16 protein-coding genes and 1 pseudogene are annotated in these 18,583 nt (G+C 68.6%); 10 read left to right on the top strand and 7 right to left on the bottom strand.

Going from position 1 to position 18,583, the window contains the following annotated elements; genetic code table 11:
* From WYO_RS28540 to WYO_RS28555, 4 genes and pseudogenes are all read left to right on the top strand, one after another.
* Positions 1-475, top strand: a pseudogene (locus WYO_RS28540) (peptide ABC transporter substrate-binding protein); the annotation flags it as partial.
* 16 nt (positions 476-491) lie between these two features.
* A complete protein-coding gene (locus tag WYO_RS28545; protein ID WP_007569395.1) occupies positions 492-1,451 on the top strand; it encodes an ABC transporter permease in 960 nt (319 codons plus the stop codon).
* Positions 1,417-2,349, top strand: a complete 933-nt coding sequence (locus tag WYO_RS28550; RefSeq protein WP_007569397.1) for an ABC transporter permease — start codon at positions 1,417-1,419, stop codon at positions 2,347-2,349. The genes WYO_RS28545 and WYO_RS28550 overlap by 35 nt, the downstream gene beginning before the upstream one ends.
* 210 nt (positions 2,350-2,559) lie before the next feature.
* A complete protein-coding gene (locus tag WYO_RS28555) occupies positions 2,560-4,410 on the top strand; it encodes an ABC transporter ATP-binding protein (protein ID WP_007569400.1) in 1,851 nt (616 codons plus the stop codon).
* Positions 4,411-4,425: 15 nt separating this feature from the next.
* On the opposite strand, the gene WYO_RS28560 is transcribed toward WYO_RS28555, so the two are convergent.
* Together WYO_RS28560 and WYO_RS31880 are read right to left on the bottom strand one after the other, a co-directional pair.
* Positions 4,426-5,145 carry a hypothetical protein gene (locus WYO_RS28560; protein WP_007569401.1) on the bottom strand — a complete coding sequence of 240 codons (720 nt, stop codon included), beginning with the start codon at positions 5,143-5,145 and terminating at the stop codon, positions 4,426-4,428.
* A 167-nt stretch (positions 5,146-5,312) separates the two neighbouring features.
* Positions 5,313-5,477, bottom strand: a complete 165-nt coding sequence (locus tag WYO_RS31880) for a hypothetical protein (protein WP_007569403.1) — start codon at positions 5,475-5,477, stop codon at positions 5,313-5,315.
* 1,114 nt (positions 5,478-6,591) lie between these two features.
* Between WYO_RS31880 and WYO_RS28565 the strand changes: the two genes are divergently transcribed.
* The 6 genes from WYO_RS28565 to WYO_RS28590 all read left to right on the top strand — a co-directional run bounded on the left by WYO_RS28565 (position 6,592) and on the right by WYO_RS28590 (position 12,456).
* The gene (locus tag WYO_RS28565) at positions 6,592-7,485 is read left to right on the top strand and encodes a LysR family transcriptional regulator (RefSeq protein ID WP_007569405.1); all 894 of its coding nucleotides are present in this window, start codon (positions 6,592-6,594) and stop codon (positions 7,483-7,485) included.
* 160 nt (positions 7,486-7,645) lie between these two features.
* Positions 7,646-8,461 carry a putative hydro-lyase gene (locus WYO_RS28570; RefSeq protein ID WP_007569407.1) on the top strand — a complete coding sequence of 272 codons (816 nt, stop codon included), beginning with the start codon at positions 7,646-7,648 and terminating at the stop codon, positions 8,459-8,461.
* A gap of 199 nt (positions 8,462-8,660) precedes the next feature.
* Positions 8,661-9,893, top strand: a complete 1,233-nt coding sequence (locus WYO_RS28575; RefSeq protein WP_244424353.1) for an MFS transporter — start codon at positions 8,661-8,663, stop codon at positions 9,891-9,893.
* 27 nt (positions 9,894-9,920) lie between these two features.
* Positions 9,921-10,682, top strand: a complete 762-nt coding sequence (locus WYO_RS28580) for a 5-oxoprolinase subunit PxpA (RefSeq protein ID WP_007569411.1) — start codon at positions 9,921-9,923, stop codon at positions 10,680-10,682.
* Positions 10,679-11,422, top strand: a complete 744-nt coding sequence (locus tag WYO_RS28585; RefSeq protein ID WP_007569413.1) for an allophanate hydrolase subunit 1 — start codon at positions 10,679-10,681, stop codon at positions 11,420-11,422. Before WYO_RS28580 ends, WYO_RS28585 begins: the two co-directional genes overlap by 4 nt.
* Positions 11,419-12,456: a biotin-dependent carboxyltransferase family protein gene (locus tag WYO_RS28590; protein WP_007569415.1), complete on the top strand. Its 1,038-nt coding sequence runs from the start codon at positions 11,419-11,421 to the stop codon at positions 12,454-12,456. The genes WYO_RS28585 and WYO_RS28590 overlap by 4 nt, the downstream gene beginning before the upstream one ends.
* A gap of 173 nt (positions 12,457-12,629) precedes the next feature.
* Here WYO_RS28590 and WYO_RS28595 read toward each other — a convergent pair whose 3' ends face one another.
* The 5 genes from WYO_RS28595 to WYO_RS28615 are packed head-to-tail and all read right to left on the bottom strand — an operon-like array spanning position 12,630 to position 18,448.
* The gene (locus tag WYO_RS28595) at positions 12,630-14,087 is read right to left on the bottom strand and encodes an MmgE/PrpD family protein (RefSeq protein WP_007569417.1); all 1,458 of its coding nucleotides are present in this window, start codon (positions 14,085-14,087) and stop codon (positions 12,630-12,632) included.
* A gap of 14 nt (positions 14,088-14,101) precedes the next feature.
* Complete coding sequence (locus tag WYO_RS28600; RefSeq protein ID WP_007569418.1) at positions 14,102-15,031, bottom strand: amidohydrolase family protein; 930 nt, start codon at positions 15,029-15,031, stop codon at positions 14,102-14,104.
* A 23-nt stretch (positions 15,032-15,054) separates the two neighbouring features.
* Positions 15,055-16,290, bottom strand: coding sequence for a CoA transferase (locus tag WYO_RS28605; RefSeq protein ID WP_244424355.1), 1,236 nt, complete (start codon positions 16,288-16,290; stop codon positions 15,055-15,057).
* A gap of 2 nt (positions 16,291-16,292) precedes the next feature.
* On the bottom strand, positions 16,293-17,156 hold the full coding sequence (locus tag WYO_RS28610; protein WP_007569423.1) for a CoA ester lyase: 864 nt from the start codon (positions 17,154-17,156) through the stop codon (positions 16,293-16,295).
* 11 nt (positions 17,157-17,167) lie between these two features.
* The gene (locus WYO_RS28615) at positions 17,168-18,448 is read right to left on the bottom strand and encodes a 2-hydroxycarboxylate transporter family protein (RefSeq protein WP_007569425.1); all 1,281 of its coding nucleotides are present in this window, start codon (positions 18,446-18,448) and stop codon (positions 17,168-17,170) included.
* Positions 18,449-18,583: the final 135 nt, after the last annotated feature.

Genomic DNA, 18,583 nt, shown 5'->3' on the forward strand with positions numbered 1-18,583 from the left:
GACCCAGGCGATCATCAAGCAGGCCGCCGCCAAGGCCGGCATCGAGATCGAGCTGAAATCGATCACCGGCTCGGTGTTCTTCTCCTCCGATACCGCCAACCCGGACACGTTCCCGCATTTCTACGCGGACATGGAGATGTACGCGTTCAGCATGACCCAGGCCGATCCGTCGATCTGGCTGCTCCAGTACGTCTCCTGGGAGGCCGCCACCAAGGAGAACAAGTGGCAGGGCCGCAACATCGCCCGCTGGCGCAATGCCGAGTACGACGCGACCTACAACGCCGCCCAGTCCGAGCTCGACCCGGTCAAGCGCGCCGCCCTGCTGATCAAGGCCAACGACCTCGCGGTCTCGGAGAACATCCTGCCGCTGATCCACCGGGCCGAGGTCTCGGGTGTGTCCGCCAAGCTGGTGGCGCCGCGCAGCGGCTGGGACAACGACCTGTCCTTCCTGCCCGAATGGAGCCGGGAGGCCTGAGCGGGAGTCGCGCACCATGGGCGCCTACATCCTGCGCAGGCTGCTGATCGCGATCCCGAGCCTGCTCGGGATCAGCCTGATCCTGTTCGTCGTCCTGGCGCTCGCGCCGGGCGATCCGTTCGGCGAGCTCGCCGCCAACCCGAACGTGCCCCCGGAGGTGCGCGCGGCCCTGCGGCTGAAGTTCGGCCTCGATGACCCGATCTTCACCCGCTACCTGCGCTGGCTCTGGGCCATGCTGCACGGGGATTGGGGGTTCTCCTTCGCCAGCCGGGTCAACGTCGACACGCTGATCCTGCAGCGGCTGCCCACGACCCTGTTCGTGGTCGGCTCCTCGCAGATCCTGGCCCTGCTGGTGGCGGTCCCGGTCGGCCTCTACGCCGCCCGCCGGCCCTACTCGCTGGCCGACCAGGTCGCCAACACCCTGGCCTTCGTCGGCTTCTCGCTGCCGACCTTCTTCACCGGCCTGCTGTTCATCCTGCTGTTCTCGATCAAGCTCGGCTGGCTGCCCTTCGTCTACCAGGCCGACCTGCCCGGCACCGGCCTGGCCTGGGCCTGGGAGAACGTCCGCCAGGCAATCATGCCGGTGGCGGTTTTGGGCTTCTTCCAGGCCGCCTCCTACACCCGCTACGTGCGCGCCTCGGCGCTGGACGTCGCCCGCCTCGACTACGTCACCACCGCCCGGGCCAAGGGGCTCACCGAGGGCACGGTCACCCGCCGGCACATCGCCCGCAACGCCCTGATCCCGGTGGTGACGCTCGTCGCCCTCCAGATCCCGGCGGTGTTCGGCGGCGCCATCGTCACCGAGCAGATCTTCCGGATCCCCGGCATCGGCTCCCTGCTGATCGACGCGATGCTGGCCAACGACACCCCGGTGGTGATGGCCGTGACCTTCGTGTTCGCCGGCCTCGTCGTCCTGTTCAACCTCGTCGCGGACCTGCTCTATGGCTGGCTCGACCCTCGCATCGCCCTCCGTTGAGGCGCCCCCCCTCGCCCGCGCCCCGGCCTCGCCCGGGCGGGAGACCTGGCGGCGGTTCCGCCGGCATCGGCTGGCGCTGGCGAGCGTCGCCGTGCTGGCGGTGCTGGTCGGCGGCGTGCTGTTCGGCGGCCTGATCTGGCCGCTCGCCATCGACGACATCGACTTCTCGGCGCAGCTTCAGGGGCCGTCCTGGGCGCACCCGTTCGGCACCGACGATCTCGGCCAGGACCTGCTCGCCCGGATGATCTACGGCGGCCGGATCTCGCTGGCGGTGGGCTTCGCCGCCATGGCGGTGGCGAGCCTGATCGGGGTCGTGGTCGGGGCGCTCGCCGGCATGTCGCGCCGGATGCTCGATCCGGCGCTGATGTGGCTGACCGACCTGTTCCTGTCGCTGCCGCAGCTGCCCTTGCTGCTGCTGGTGATCTACCTGTTCCGGGACAGCCTGAAGGCCGTGTTCGGCGTCCAGGGCGGCGTCTTCCTCATGATCGTCGCGGTGATCGGCGGCCTGCGCTGGATGCCGGTCGCCCGACTGGTGCGGGCGCAGTTCCTGACGCTCCGCGAGAAGGAGTTCGTGGAGGCGGCGCGCTCGCAGGGCGCCACCACCGGGCACCTCGTGCGCCGCCACATCCTGCCGAACGCGCTCGGCCCGGTGATCGTGGCAGCCTCCATCGAGGTTTCGGCGGCGATCATCGCGGAATCGACCCTCTCGTTCCTCGGCCTCGGCTTCCCCCCGGACATCCCGACCTGGGGCCGGCTGCTGTTCGACGCCAAGGACCATCTCGACGTCGCCCCGCACTGGGCGCTGTTCCCCGGCGGCGCGATTTTTTTGACGGTCCTGTCGATCAACTTCATCGGCGACGGCCTGCGCGACGCCCTCGACCCGCGGCGGGTTTTTTGACGTGGGGCGGCCTGCCTCGGGATCTCCCATCCAATCCCCTCATCCTGAGGTGCGGCCGCGTAGCGGTCGCCTCGAAGGAGGCCTCCAGCCAGCCGCGCGATCCCTGGAGGGCTCCTTCGAGGTCTCCGCTACGCTTCGGCACCTCAGGATGAGGGTGCGGGTGGGAGGCACGGAGCCGCAAGAAACCAAACCGAGTCAGGAGCTAAGGCCGTGACGGATCCGATCCTGTCGGTGCGCGACCTCACCGCCGCCTTCCGCTCCGACGGGCGCTGGCGCGAGGTCGTGCACGGCGTCTCGTTCGATATCGGCCCCCGGGAGACCGTGGCGCTGGTGGGCGAATCCGGCTCGGGCAAGAGCGTCAGCGCCATGTCGATCATGCGCCTGCTGGCCCGGGACGCGAGCCGCATCGGCGGCAGCGTGCGCTTCGAGGGCCGCGAGCTGCTCGCCGCCCCCGAGGCCGAGATGCGCCGGGTCCGGGGCGATTCCATCGCCATGATCTTCCAGGAGCCGATGACCTCCCTGAACCCGGTCCTGACCGTCGGCTTCCAGATCGCCGAGGCGCTGATCCGGCACCGGGGCCTGTCGCGGGCCGCCGCCGAGGCCGAGGTGGTCCGGCTCCTCGACAAGGTCCGGATCCCGGGCGCCCGGTCGCGGATCCATCAATACCCGCACCTGTTCTCCGGCGGCATGCGCCAGCGGGTGATGATCGCCATGGCGCTGGCCTGCCGGCCCAAGCTCCTGATCGCCGACGAGCCGACCACGGCGCTCGACGTGACCATCCAGGCCCAGATCCTCGACCTGATCAAGAGCCTCCAGGACGAGGAGGGCATGTCGGTCCTGTTCATCACGCACGACATGGGCGTGGTCGCCGAGATCGCCGACCGCACGGTGGTGATGTATCGCGGCCGCGCCGTGGAGACCGGCCCCACCGCCCGGATCTTCTCCGCGCCGGAGGATCCCTACACCCGGGCCCTGCTCGCCGCCGTGCCGCGGCTCGGCGCCATGGCGGGCCGGGCCCGGCCGATGCGCTTTCCCGTGATCGACCGCGCCACCGGGGTCGCCGAGCCGACGCCCGAGACCCCCGACACCGTCCGGGCGGCCGAGCGCCCGGTCCTGGAGGTGCGCGACCTGACCACCCGGTTCGAGATCCGCTCCGGCCTGTTCGGCCGGGTGACCGGCCGGGTCCACGCGGTGGAGCGGGTCTCGTTCAGCCTCGCGGCCGGCGAGACCCTGGCGCTGGTCGGCGAATCCGGCTGCGGCAAGTCCACCACCGGCCGCTCGATCCTGCGCCTGGTCGAGCCCCTCTCCGGCTCGGTCCTGCTCGACGGCGAGGACATCGCCGGCCTCGACGCCAAGGCCCTGCGCACGCGCCGCCAGCGGATGCAGATGATTTTTCAGGACCCCTTCGCCAGCCTCGATCCGCGCATGAGCGTCGGCGCCGCGGTGGCCGAGCCCCTGCTGATCAACCGCCTCGCCACCGCTCGCGAGGCGCGGGAACGGGCCGAGGCGCTGCTGACCCGGGTGGGGCTGCCGGCCGAGGCCGCCGGACGGTTCCCGCACGAATTCTCCGGCGGCCAGCGCCAGCGGATCTGCATCGCCCGGGCGCTGGCTTTACGCCCCCGCCTGATCGTCGCCGACGAGGCGGTCTCGGCGCTCGACGTCTCGGTGAAGGCGCAGGTGGTCAACCTGATGCTCGACCTGCAGGCCGAGATGGGGCTCGCCTACCTGTTCATCTCCCACGACATGGCCGTGGTCGAGCGGGTGAGCCACCGGGTGGCGGTGATGTATCTCGGCGAGATCGTCGAGATCGGTCCGCGCGCGGCGGTGTTCGGCGACCCGCAGCATCCCTACACGAAGAAGCTGCTCGCCGCCGTCCCGGTCCCCGACCCGGCCCGCCGCCGAGACCGGCACGCCCTGCCGGACGACGAGATCCGCAGCCCGATCCGCGCGCCGGATTACGTCCCGCCCGAGCGCCTCTACCGGGAGGTCTCCCCGGGCCACGTGGTGCAGGATTGGGGGTCGGATTGGGAGGCCGCCGCCACGCGGGTCGCGGCGGCGTGAGCTCGGGCCGAGGCCTCAGCGTCGGCGCAGCGCCCGCTTCACCCGGCTGTCCGCGTGCGGGTCGGCGTAGTGCAGCAGCGCGGTGGCGCGGATCGCATCGGCGTCGCATGGCTCGTTCGTGTGCAGCGAGCGGTAGCCCCAGAAGAAATACAGGTTTCCGGGCTTGAGCGAGAGCCGGATCATGCGCCGGCTGCCCCGGCGATAGGCCACGTTCAGCAGCGCCTGCGCGAGCCGGTTGTCGACCAGCACCTTGTCGACGAGGTTGCCGAGATAGGTCCGGCGAAGGCCGCGGGTGCTGGGGAGGATGATCAGCCGTCCGGGACTGCCGCGCTCGGGCACCACGATCGGGATCAGCGCCGTCAGGACGTAGGAATCGTAGTGGAAGCGCATCGAATGCGCCCGGGCGCCGCGGCCTGAGAGGCAGCGCAGGATCTGGTAGAACCCGACCTCCGGCGCGGGCTTGCCCACCGCCCGCGCGTAGATGCCCCGGCACAGGGCCACGAAATCCGGATCCTCGGGCAGGTCGGCCAGGAACGTCCCGCCGAGACGCTCGGTCCCGGTGAATCCGACATACTCGCCGCCATTGGCCGCGATCGCATCGGCGACAAAGGCCCGCGCGCCGCGCAACTCATCCGGCGCGACGTAATCCTCGATCACGGCGTAGCCGTTCGCGTCGATCTGCGCCGCCAGCGCACCGACCAGGGTTCCGGACGGGTCTCGGCTGACGAAGTTCATGGAAGCGCCTCGATCGGACAAAACACTTCACAGTTTATTATGAGTGCAAGTTGTAGATTTACGGTGGTAAATACCACTTATGCGCGAAGGTCAAATGCAAAGAACAGGCAGGCTTGCGCTGTTCGAATGCATGCAGCGCTTGCTGACTGGGCGCATGTGCCGCGCGCCTAGCCCTCGGCCACGCAGACGGTTATCGCGGAGGCTCCGGCGTAGGGGCGGTCGGCCTTGGCGATCGCCTTGGCCGCCGTCTCGCAGACGTCCTTGGTGTTGAACTCCACCGACCCGATCGCGGAGCCGGATCCGGCCAGCATGATGATCAGACTGTAGACCAACGCATCCTCCCCGGTTCGAGGATGTCACCGACGGCCTTGAGCGCCGCCCGCGCATCCCCTACGGGCGGGGTTTCGGTCCCGCGACGAGCAGGACTAGGATGGGCTTCGGCAACCTGCTGATCGGGTTCGATTTTTGGCGGGTCAGATCGCGGAGGGAGCGGGACAATCGTCCGAATTTGCCAACACCAATAAAATCAATGACTTAGAAAAGGCCCCTGCCCTCGCGGGGTAGCAGTCAGGTGTAGCAGAGATCAACCCCGGCCGATGGGTCGACCTATGCGCGGCCTCTGTGAAACCGGTTGCACTGGTCTCTCGATTGGGCGGACCTATTGGGATTCGAACTGGCGTTCGCGACCCGTGTTCGTGGCCGGGAGGACGATGACTGCTGGCCGATAAACTGCCGTCCGCTCGCAACCGCGCGATGCTCAGACAGGGTGCCCTCAAACGGCTGCTTCCGATTCGGCCAGCACTTCGTTGGGCGATCGGAATGGCCGAACCTGGCCGAAAGCTGTCGGTCCGCTTCGGCGAAGAGGCACCGGAATAGCAGACGGGCTTCTACCGACCCAACCAAGACACTGCTTTCATCGGTATGATTGCTCGGAAGCGGACATCGCTGTCGCTAGGCAGTAGAGGCCCGGTAGGCCCCATCCCGACAGGTAACAGGTAGGTTGTATGAGCATCGCGCTCCTCCCGCAGCGATGAGAGCACTTGCCGCCGCGCTCGTTACCCTTCTGAGCACGATCCCGGCCCTTGCGGAGGCATTGCCCCATCACGACCTGGCCACCTACTGCCGATCCATCCTAGCCATCATGGTGCTGCGCAGCAATGGCGAACAGAAATACGAGAGATGCCTCGCTTACCAGCAGAGCTATCTCCGTAACCTAGAGCAAGAGTGGGGCTCACTCAGCGGGAGGGAGCAGCGCCTGTGCGTGACACAAGAAGCTCCTAATCGGGTATCTGCAGGCCATCGGCGTCGTTTGGGAAGACCAGAGCGATGACACGCTCGTGAAGCCCCGGGAAATCGTGGACAGCGTTCAGCTGAAGTAACCCGCCCTGGCGTCGCCCGGTCCGCCGCTTGCTTGACCTTCGGCGGAGCGGGCGGGACTGTAGCGGGATGGCCGATTTTCGAAGCCTGGAAGTCTTCTACTGGGTCGCCACGCTCTCGAGCTTTCGCCGGGCGAGTGAGCAGGTCAACACGACCCAGCCGGCTGTCTCCCAGCGGATCGCCGCCCTGGAGCACGAATACGGCACCCTGTTCGAGCGCCGCAGCCGCGACGTCGCGCTGACGGAGCGCGGGCGCGTCCTCCTCGGTTTCGCGGAGCGGTTCCTCGCGCTCCAGGCGGAGATGGGCGCGGCGCTGGCCGGCACCGGCCGGACCACGGGAACGCTGCGGCTCGGCGTCTCCGAGACCCTCGTTCACCTCTGGCTGTCGCGGTTCATCGAGCGGATGCGCGCGGAGCATCCGGGGATCAGCGTCGATATCACCGTCGATATCTCGCCGAACATGCAGGCCGCCCTGGTGGCCAACGAGCTCGACCTCGCCTTTCTCGTCGGCCCGATCACCCTGCCGAGCCTCACGAATCACCCGCTGCTCAGCGTGCCGGTCGCCTTCGTCGCCGCACCCGGTTTGGTGACGGAAGAGGAGCCGCTCAGCCTCGGCTGCCTTCTGCGCCACCCCCTCGTGACCTACCCCCGGAACACCAGCCCCTACGTGGAACTGAGGGATCTGGTGCTGCGAGCAAACCTGCTTCCGAGCCAGATCCACACCAGCGCGTCGCTCGCCACCATCGTGCGCATGGGGATCGAGCGGCTCGGCATCTGCGTGATCCCGCCCGCCGTCGTCCGGGATGAGCTCGCCTCCGGCACCCTGCGGATCCTGTCCGCCGAGCCGACCCTATCGGATCTCACCTTCACCGCCACCTACGCCAATCGCTTGGACAGCCACTTCGTGGCCGATGCGGCGCGGATCGCCCAAGCTGTCGCCCGGACTTGGGCCGAGGCCCGATAAGGCCGGGTTATCGGCGGCCATTCGCAATGACGATTGGCGCCTAAAGCGGCACGATGGGAACCTGTCACTTAAGACGGCAAATCGCTTCGGGGATTGAGGCCACATTGCGGCGCAACACACGCCGGTTGCGCTGCGTGTGCACGAACCCAGGAGACATACGGTGACCCTCCACGTCGAGCCCCCCCACGCTGCGGGCGCCTTCGCCGATGCCCGGCAAGCCCGGCGCGCCATCCGCTCCGGCGATTGGCGCGGCCACACCTCCGGCCTCGCCCCGGCCCATGTGCAGGGCAACCTGATGATCCTGCCGCAGGCCCTGGCCTCGGATTTCCAGCGCTTCTGCCAGTTGAACCCGAAACCCTGCCCGGTGCTGGGCGTCTCCGAGCCCGGTGTCCGGACGCTCCCGGCCCTGGGCGAGGATCTCGACCTCGCCACCGACGTGCCGGGCTACCGCATCTACGAGAACGGAGAGATGGTCTCGGAGGTGGGCGACCTCACGAAAGTCTGGCAGGATGACCTCGTCACCTTCGTATTGGGCTGCTCCTTCTCCTTCGAGGATGCCCTGATCGAGGCGGGCATTCCCCTCCGGCACGTGGCGCAGGGGCGCAACGTGGCGATGTACCGGACCTCGATCCCGACCCAGCCCGCCGGCCCGTTCCACGGCCCCCTCGTCGTCTCGATGCGGCCGATGAAGGCCGCCGACGCGATCAAGGCGGTGCAGGTGACGGCCCGGATGCCTGCCGTCCACGGCGCCCCGATCCATCTCGGCGATCCGAGCCTGATCGGCATCCGTGACATCGGCAAGCCGGATTTCGGCGACGCGGTCGCCATCGAGCCCGACGAGATCCCTGTCTTCTGGGCCTGCGGGGTCACGCCCCAATCCGTGGCGATGGCCGCCCGCCTGCCGCTCTGCATCACCCACGCACCGGGCTTCATGCTGATCACGGACCTGTTGAATCGGGACGTGCCGTACCGCTAGCCGCGTCATTGGAAGCGCCCGCGAAGCAGTTCAGGGGCGGCGTGACGTCTCCAAACATGGCGTATCCCTAGATTGCTTCGCTGTGCTCGCAATGACGGCGAGAGGCGAACAAGCATATTTGAAAAATTACCCGATCACCGATCTAACCCGAGTGATAAAGACCATGTGGTTAAAAGACACGAGCCCACCTGAGCGCCGGGTGTTGGGCGCCGCCTTCGCCGGTTACGGTGTCGATGCGTTCGATTACATGGTCTATACCTTCCTCATCCCCACTTTGGTGATCGTGTGGGGTCTCACCAAGGTCGAGGCCGGCAATATCGCTACGGCGGCGCTGGTCACATCCGCCATTGGCGGCTGGGCGGCGGGCATCCTGGCCGACAAGTACGGACGGGTAGTGGTGCTGCAGGGGACGGTGTTGTGGTTCACCGTCTTCACGGTGTTGTCCGGTTTCACCCAGTCCTATGAGCAGTTGCTCTTCACCCGCGCCATGCAGGGCTTCGGCTTCGGCGGCGAGTGGTCGGTGGGGTCGGTGCTGATCGCGGAGACGATTCAGGCGCGCTACCGGGGCAAGGCCGTGGGCCTCGTCCAATCGAGCTGGGCCGTCGGCTGGGCTGTGGCCGCCATCGCCTTCTGGGCGGTCTTCGCCCTGGCCGAACCGGCGGTGGCGTGGCGCATCCTGTTCTGGCTCGGCGCCCTGCCGTCGGTGCTGATCTTCTGGATCCGCCGCAACATCGAGGACCCGGAGGTCTACCGCGAGACCCGCTCGGCCATGCTGAAGGCCGGCGACACGGGCAACTTCCTCGACATTTTCTCCCGTGACCTGATCGGCCGGACGGTGCTCGCGAGCCTCCTCGCGACTGGGATGCAGGGCGGCTACTACGCCGTGACCACCTGGCTGCCGACCTACCTAAAGACCGAGCGCCAACTCTCGGTGCTTAACACCAGCGGCTACCTGCTGATGCTGATCTTCGGCTCGTTTCTCGGCTACCTCACCAGCGCCTACCTGTCAGACCGGATCGGCCGCCGCAAGGGCTTCATCTTGTTCGGTTTTTGCGCTGGAGGCCTCGTGCTCGGCTACACCCTGGTGCCGATCACCGACACTGCCATGTTGTTCCTCGGTTTCCCGCTGGGCTTTTTCCTATCGGGCGTCTTCTCCGGGATGGGCGCCTTCCTGAGCGAGCTGTTCCCGAGCCGGGTGCGTGGGTCAGCGCAAGGGTTCTGCTACAACTTCGGCCGGGCCACCGGCGCCGTCTGCCCGGCCCTGGTTGGTTACCTCAGCGGATCGCTCACGCTATGCGTCGCCATCGGCCTGGTGGCAGCCAGTGCCTATTGCCTCGTGATCGTCGCGGCGCTTCTTTTGCCAGAAACGGCGGGGCGGGAACTCGACTCGAGCGGCGAACCCGTCGCCTCGGCTGCGACCGCGACGGCCTGACCCCGGCGGGAGACGAGGAGAACGGCCATGGCGAGCGTCGATCTGAACGCGGATCTCGGGGAAGGTTTCGGAGCCTATGCCTGCGGTGACGACGGGGCGATGCTCTCCGTCGTGACCTCGGCCAACGTCGCCTGCGGCCTCCATGCCGGCGATCCCGAGATCATGGCGGCCACCTTCCGCTTGGCGAAGGAGAAGGGCGTGGCGGTGGGAGCCCATCCGGGCTTCCCCGACCTCTGGGGCTTCGGCCGTCGGCGGATGCCCTTCACACCCGCCGAGATCGAGCGGCTCGTCGCCTATCAGGTCGGCGCGGCGGCGGCGATGGCCGCCTATGCCGGGCACCGCATCACCTACGTGAAGGCGCATGGGGCGCTCGCCAACGTCGCCGCCGAGGACCACGCCGTCGCTGACGCGATCGCCGGGGCGGTCCGCGCGGTGGACCGGAGCCTCGCGCTGCTGGCCATCGCCCTCACCGCGCAGGTCCCGGCTGGGGAGGCGGCGGGCCTCGAGGTCTATCAGGAGATCTTTGCGGACCGAGGCTACACCGAGGAAGGACAACTGATTGCTCGCAGCCAGCCCGGTGCGCTCATCACTGATCAGGACGAGGCAGCGAGCCGGGTCCTGACCATGGTCAGCGAGGGCGCGATCCTGACGAGTTCCGGCCGCCTGCTGCCGACGCCGATCCGCTCGATCTGCGTCCACGGCGATTCCGCCCATGCGGTCGGCACGGCCCGCGCGGTGCGAGCTCGTTTGGAAGGGGCGGGGGTAACGCTCGCCCCGTTCCGGCCATGAGCACCCTCGCCGAGAGCTCCCCGCCGCGCATTCTTGACGCGGGAGAGGCGGCCCTGGTGGTGGAGTTCGGCGCGACCGTCGATCCGGCGATCAGCAACCGCGTGCTGGCCCTCGACGACGCGCTGGCCGCTGACCGGCCGCGCGGCATCGCCGAGACGGTGCCCACCTACCGCTCGCTGATGATCCACTACGACCCGCTGGTGCTCGACCGCGAGACGCTGGCGGACCACGTGCGCACCCTGGCTGGCCACGCCGCGGAGCGTGCCAGCGATCCGGCCCGCTGGGTTCTGCCCTGCTGCTACGATGCTCCCCACGGGGAGGATATCGTGGAGGTGGCGGGCCTGATCGGCCGGACATCCGAGGCGGTCGTGGCCATCCATTCCGAGGCGACCTACCAAGTCTACATGTACGGGTTCGCCCCCGGCTTTGCCTATTGCGGCGGTCTGCCCGATGTCTTGGCCGTCCGCCGGCGCGCGAGCCCGCGACCACCCCATCCCACCAACGCCATCATGATCGGCGGCGGGCTCGCGGCGGTGGCGACGGTCTCGATGCCCACCGGCTGGTATGTGGTCGGTGCGACGCCGTGCAAGCTCTACGCGCCGGAGCGGGCGGAGAGCTTCTTCGTGCGGGCCGGCGACAGTCTTCGTTTCGAGGCCGTGGACGCCACGACCTTCGCCGGCATCGCGGCCCGTGAGGCGGCCGGGGAGCGGACGGCCCGGCGTGATGAGGGGTCGGCGTGAGCGCGCTTGCCATCGAGGCCGCGGGGCCGGGCGTGACCGTGCAGGACGGCGGGCGGAAGGGCTACCTCCGGTTCGGCATCACGGCGGCGGGCCCCATGGACCCGCTGCTCTTCGCCACCGCCAACCGCGCGCTGGGCAACGCCCTGGACGCGACGGCCATCGAAATCTCGACCGGCGGCCTCACCGTCAGCGCCCCCGAAGGACCGCTCGGCCTCGCCCTTGTCTCCGCCGGTTTCCGCGCAATGCTCGACGGCGAGACCCTGCCTCAGGCCTGCGCCTTCACCTTGGTGCCAAGCCAGACCCTTACCGTCCGCGCGGGCAGCATCGGGGCCTGGGGCTATCTCGCTATCGCCGGCACCATCGACCTGCCGCCCGTTCTCGGGTCCACGGCCACCCACACGCGCTCAGCGCTGGGTGGCCTCGATGGGCGCGGCCTGTGGGCCGGGGACCGGCTTGCCGTCTCCGCGCCCCGCTCAGGAGACGGCGCGCCGCAGCGTCTGCTGGCCCCGTGGCTGGAGCGCGATCCGGCGACGATCCGCGTGGTGCTCGGACCGCAGGACGACTTCTTCGCCCCGGACCAGATCGCCGCCTTTCTGGAGCGGCCCTGGACCGTCTCGCCACGGGGAGACCGGATGGCCTGCTTCGTCGATGGCACCCCGCTGACCCACGCCAAGGGTCACGACATCGTTTCCGACGGGGTGGCCATGGGGGCGATCCAGGTGCCAGGCAACGGTCTGCCCATCGTACTGATGGCCGATCGGCAATCGACGGGTGGCTATCCGAAAATCGCGACCGTGATCGGCCCGGATCTAGGCCGGCTGGCGCAGGTGCAGGGCGGCGCGACGATCCGCTTTGCCGCCGTCAGCGTCGGCGAGGCCGTCGCCGCCCGCAAGGCAGAGGCCGACACGCTGAAGCCCGATGTGGCTCGCGAGCCGGTGCTGCGGAGGGAATTCCCGGCGGAATTCCTGCTCGGCCTCAACCTCGTGAGTGGGGTGACGGACGGGCGCGAGAGTTTCGCGAAGGTGCAGCCATAACGAACTCACATATTAGGTTGGTCAGGAGCTGAACAACGAGATCGTCAAACAACGCTCAGCGTCCGCTCTGCATCTTCCTGACCAAAAAAGCCGCCGGACCGCTCTCCACCCAACCCAGCCATTCACCCGCGCCCGCCAACGCGACTGGTACCGGCCGAAAGCAGAATTCCTGCTCATGACAGAAACGCGAGCAGACCGGTCAAGTCGGGTCTGTCCTCGATCGTCCAGAAGGCGTCGAGGACGCGACGCACCTTGAGCGCATCGAGACGCTGGCCGGCATTCATACGGAACTTGCGCTCGACATCGTCCCGGGTCATCGGCCGCACCACGAAGCCCGGGACGTCATCGACTTGTCGGACGATCTCGCGTCCATCCGTCAGGGTCGCGGTCAGACGATTCGGCACCGCTCTCGGCTGCAGGGCCGTGAGGGCAGGATCCTCGACGATGGTGATTCGGTCGATCAGGGCGAGCAGAGCCGGTTCGCGAAGCTTGTCGGACGTGTAGCTCTCGTTGGTGATGGCGCCGTCGAGCATCGCCCGCGCTGTGATGTAGGGCAGGCTGTGGTCGGCGGTGTCCTTCGTCGTCGGGCGCCACTTCTCGTGGTCGCGGCCGGCGGTGATGTAGCCGAGATGCGTCGTGTCGATGCGCAGGTTGCGGATGGCGTCTACGCCACCGGCTTCAGCGGCGACGGCGATGCCCGCCGGGATCGCGGTCAGACAGTAGACCTGCGCCGGGAATGGCTTGATCCCGCATTGCGAGATCCGGAACGGGCGTCCCTCACCGCCGAACGCTGCGACATCGACGGTGAAGAGACCCGAAACTTGTCTGAAGAACCCGGCGCGGCCTTCAAAGATGGGGGCCGGGCCCGTGAGGCCGGCACGGGCGAGGCGCGCGGCGAACACGCCCGCCCGGGTCGCCTCGGCATCGGCCACGCCCTTCCAGTCCGAAAGCGTCTGAACGCGGGTCTGGTTCATGGCGATGTGGCCGTTGATCGCGAGATTGACGGCCTGGGTCAGGGCCTCCGGCGCGAGTCGCATCAGCCGGCCCGCCGCCAGCGCCGAGGCGGGAAGGCTGTAGACGGGATGGTCCCAGCCGCGCCCCGTCACCTCGGCGGCATCGAGCAGGCGGCAATCGATCTCGTAGGCGAGTGCGATGGAAGCGATCAAATCGCGGCCCGTGCCCCCCTCCGCCTCGGCCACGGCGAGGCAGGCGGCGATGGTGTCGCTGGGGTGGCCGGGCTCGCGCCCGACATAGACGTCGTTGAAATCCTCGTAGCGGATGGCGACGCCGTTGGCGAAGGCGGCTAGCTCCGGGCTGGTCCGCCGGTCGGTGCCGAGGACCGTCGCGGAGCCCGCCCCGTCACTGAGCGCGATCTCCCGGCAGATCCGCACGGGCCCGGCATCGAGGGCGGCGAGCCCGCATCCCAGCGCGTCGATGAGATGGATCTTCACCGTCTCGACGGTGGCCGGATCGAGATCCTCAAACCGCAGACCATGGGTATAGGCGGCGAGCCTATCGGCGATGGGAGGTTCCCCGTCGGGAGCGGCCCTCGCCTGTCTGGCGGCCAGGGCGGCGCCCGCGGTCAGCCACGCCGTGACCTGGCGGCGGGAGGGCGAGGGCGTCATCCGCATAAGCCGCTCTCCCATCAGGCGAAGCCGTAAAGCTTGGCCGGGTTGTCGACTAGGATCTTATCCCGCACCGCCTCGTTGCCGGCCCAGTCGGAGAGCAGGTCGAACAGCACCGCGTCGTCGGGCTTGTGCGTCTCGGTAACGTGCGGCCAGTCGCTGCCCCAGACGAGGCGCTCGGGGGCGAGTTTCACGAACGCCCGGGCGGTGCGCGTTGCGTCCGGGTAGCCGGGCGGGCCGACCTTGGTGTTCAGGTATGCACCCGCGAGCTTCACCCAGGCCCGGTCCTTCTCGACCAAGCCGGCGATGGTGGCGAAGCCGGCATCGTCGGGGCCCTTGGCGGGGTCGAGGCGGCCCATATGATCGAACACGATGGGGCACGGCAGCCGGTTCAACAGCGCCGCGTTCTCACGGATCTGCTCCCCGGACATGTGCACTTGCACGTGCCAGCCGAGATCGGCGATGCGCTTGGCCAGCGGCTCGATCGTCGCGATGGGGGCCACCGTGTCCTTGGGATTCCAGACGCTGAAGCGCAGGCCGCGCATATAGCCGGCATCGAGGCGTTTTAGCTCGGCGTCCGTCACGTCCGGACGAAGGACGGCGATGCCGCGCCCGTTCCCGCCGAAGCGCGCGAGGGAGTCGAGGAGGCAGGTCGGGTCGGTGCCGTGGTTCTTCGGCTGGACCGGCACGGCGCGGGTCGTACCGAGGCGCGCCTGGAGCAGGCGGTAATCGTCGAATGTCATGCCCGGGGGCTTCGGCGTGTCCGGGGGCGGAAAGCGCGCATCGATGATGTGGAAGTGGGAATCGCAGGCCTTGGCCGGCGCCCGATGGCGCGGCCGTTCGGTGCCAGCGGAGTTCGGGACCGCTCCGTCGGTGGCGAGCGCTGCATCGGCCACCGCCAGTCCGGCCATGGCGGTCGCGACGAAGCCGCGGCGTGTCAGCGTAGGCATTCCCATCCTCCCTGTCCTTGTCGTCAGCGAGCGTCGCCGCTGCGGACCACGCCTGCGGCGACGAGGTCGTCAAAGGCATCGCCCGCAATGCCGATCTGCCCCAGCAGCTCCCGATTGTGCTGGCCGAGGGCCGGCGCGGGGGTGCGGATCGAGCCCGGCCGATCGTGCAGGCGCGGTACGACGGCGTGCATGGGGAGCATCCCCATGTCGGCGTCGGGATAATCGGCGATGAGTTCGCGCTCGACCACGTGCGGATCGGCGACGAGCTTGGCCGCATCGTTGATCGGGCCGATCGTCACCTCGGCCGCCTCGAAGAAGGCGACGTTCTCGTCCTGCGTCCGCTGCCCGATGAAGGCACCGATGATCGCGTCGAGCTCGTCCACGTTGCGCAGCCGGTCGGCGTTGGTGCGAAAGTGCGGGTCGTCCACGAGGTCCGGGCGTCCGATCGCCCGGAACAGGCGTTCCGCCATCTTCTGGATCGAGCCCGACAGACCGACATAGAGCCCATCGCTGCACCGGTAGGCGTTGCGCGGCGCAGAGTTCGTCGAGCGCGATCCGGTCCGCGGCTTTCCCTTGCCGGTGAGGCGGTAATTGGCGGCCTGCGGGCTGAGGATCGCGAAGAGCGGATCGAGGAGCGGCAGGTCGATGATCTGCCCCCGGCCCCCGTTCACCTCGACCTCGCGGAGCGCGATCATCGCGGCCGAGGCACCGGTCAGCCCGGCGACGCCGTCCGCGAGGTACATCGGCGGCAGCACCGGCTCCCGGTCGGCAAAGCCGTTCATGGCGGCAAAGCCCGAGAAGCCCTCGATCACCGTGCCGAAGCCGGGCCGCTGCGCGTAGGGCCCGTCCTGCCCCCAGCCGGAAATGCGGATGATCGTCAGTCTGGGATTGAGGGCATGCAGCGCCTCGGGCGAGAGGCCCATTGCTTCCAGGATTCCCGGGCGGAAGCTCTCCACCAGCATCTGGCAGGAGGGTACGAGTGCGCGGAGCACCTCGACGGCGCGGGGATCGCGCAGCGACAGGCACAGGCTCTTCTTGTTGCGGGCGTAGATCTTCCAATGGGTCTCGACCCCCTCGGTCTTCCAGGCGCGCAGAGTGTCGCCCTCGGGGGGCTCGACCTTGATTACCTCGGCGCCGAAATCGCCGAGCATCTGCGTCAGCACATTGCCGGCGAAGAGCCGGGAGAGATCGAGAATGCGCACGCCGTCGAGGATGCCCCTGGCCTCGGGCCGGTAATCGCGTCGGTGCAGGTCGCTCATGGTCATTGGGTTTCCGTCCCGGCGTGGAGGTCGGACAACGCCACGACGGCGCGGGCGCGGGTCAGGAAGGGCGGATCGATCATCCGGCCGTCCACGAGGATCGCGCCGAGCCCCCGGGCCTCGGCCTCTGCGGCCGCCGCCAGGATGCGTCGCGACCACGCCACCTCGTCCGGGCGCGGTAGAAAGGCGGCGTTGGCGATCCCGACCTGGCTCGGGTGGATGCAGGTCTTGCCCGCGAAGCCTTGGCGGCGGGCGGCCTCGCACTCGGCGCGGAACGCCTCGGGCTCCTTCACCGCCGCGAAAGCCCCGTCATACGCCGGCACATCGGCCTCGGCAGCGGCGAGGCGGACGGCGACGCGGATATGGGCGAGGGCGGCGGCATCGTCCCGGTCGATGCCGCAGGGCTCCAGAAGATCGGCGTAGCCGACCTGCAGGCCGGCGACGCGGGGATGGGCGCAGGCGAGGTCCGCCGCCCGGCGGAGGGAGCGTGGCGTCTCAATGTTGACGAGGAGGCGGATGCGGCCTGCCGGATCCAGGCGATCGAGGCGGGTGGCCGCCTCGGTGATGGCGGCCGGATCCTCGACCATTGGCAGGTTGATGAGATCGGTGCGCGGCAAGGCTACCGCGTCCAGATCGGCGGCGAAGTGCACCGTGCCCGGGGCGTTGACCCGCACCACGACGGTCTGGCGCAGACCGGAGGGCGCCGCCCGCAGATACGCCGCGAGATTGTCCCGCGCCTCGCCCTTGCGGGCTTCTGGGACCGCATCCTCAAGGTCAAAGGAGAGGGCATCGGCGAGGCCGGAGGTGGCCTTCGCGAACAATTCGGGCCGGGAGGCTGGGACGAACAGCTTCGAGCGCATCAGCATGGAGCGCCTCCTCAAACGATCTTGAATTGGGCCATCGCGATGATGGCGGCGGTGACGGTGAGGGCCCCGCCGATCCGCGTCGCGACCTGAGCGAAGGGCATCAGCTCCATCCGCTCGGCGGCGGTCAGGATCATCACGTCGCCCGTGCCGCCGAGGCCGCTGTGGCAGGCGTTCACGATCGCGGTCTCTATCGGATACATCGCGAGCCAGCGCCCGACGACGTAGCCTGTGCTGATCAGCGCGAGCACGGTCGCCACGATGGTGACGAGGTTGGCCGGGTGGAACGCCTCTACCAGCTCGTGCCAGGGTGTCAGCGCCACCGCCGTGCTGAACAGGAGCGGGTAGGTCACCGCCACCACGAAGAAGCGGAAGACCACGCGGGCTCCCTCCTCCAGCGAGGCTGGCACCGCCCGCAGCAGCTTGGCGATCACCACTAGGAACAGCATCGCCACCGGCGCGGGCAGGCCGATCAGCGCATGGATCAGCGTGCCGAAGACGTAGATGGCGATGCCGGTGATGCCGCCCGCCGCGACGGTGGCGACATCGATGCCGGAGGTGTCGCGGTGGATGGAGCCATGGCCCGGGTCCGCCTCGCCGTCCGCGGTCGGTTGCAGCCGACCATTACCGGTGAGATCGGGGCGGCGCTTGCCCAGCGTGTTCAGGGCGCCGCAGCAGATGATGGCGACGAGGTTGCCGAAAAAGACTAGCGGCAGGATCTGTCCCAGCATCCCGCCGTGGTCGACGCCGAGCGCCTCCGCGTAGCCGACCGAAAGGGGGATCGCACCCTCACCGACGCCCCCGGCCATCACGGGCACCACGACATAGAGGATCGACCGCCAGAAGCCGATGCCGACGAGCCAGCCGACGCTTCCACCGACGAGAAGACCGGCGAGCGAACCCAGCGCGAGCGGCACGAAGATCTTGGCGAACCCCTGGATCAGCACCCGCCGGTCCATGCTCAGGATCGAGCCGACGACCACGGCGGTGATGAACAGGTAGATGAAGTTCGTCGACTTCGTGAAAGTCGTCACCGCCTGCGCGAGCGGCGCCGGCAGGAGCTGATGGGCGACGAGGAACGAGGGCAGGAAGATCGTCACCAGGGACGATCCGCCGACCGCCCGCAGCCACGGGATGCGCCGGCCGATCTCCGCACAGGTGAAGCCACCCACGACCAAGACAGCGATCATCACCGTCACCTCGCCCGAGATCTTTCCCCTGACGGCAAAGGCGACGACCAGGGCGAGGAGGAGAAGATAGACGGGCAGCGGAATGATGCCGACCCGGACCTCCATGGCCCGCGTCCAGATGGATCCTGGCGACGTCGCCGGACGGGTTGAGGTCGCGACCGGCGACCCGGCAGCGGCATCCGCACTCATTGTTTCCTCCGCCTCGCTCCGTTTCAGCCGGAGTCGCTTTGTGTCGGGCGG

Origin of the sequence: Methylobacterium sp. GXF4, assembly GCF_000272495.1 — a bacterium.
Classification (GTDB): domain Bacteria; phylum Pseudomonadota; class Alphaproteobacteria; order Rhizobiales; family Beijerinckiaceae; genus Methylobacterium; species Methylobacterium brachiatum.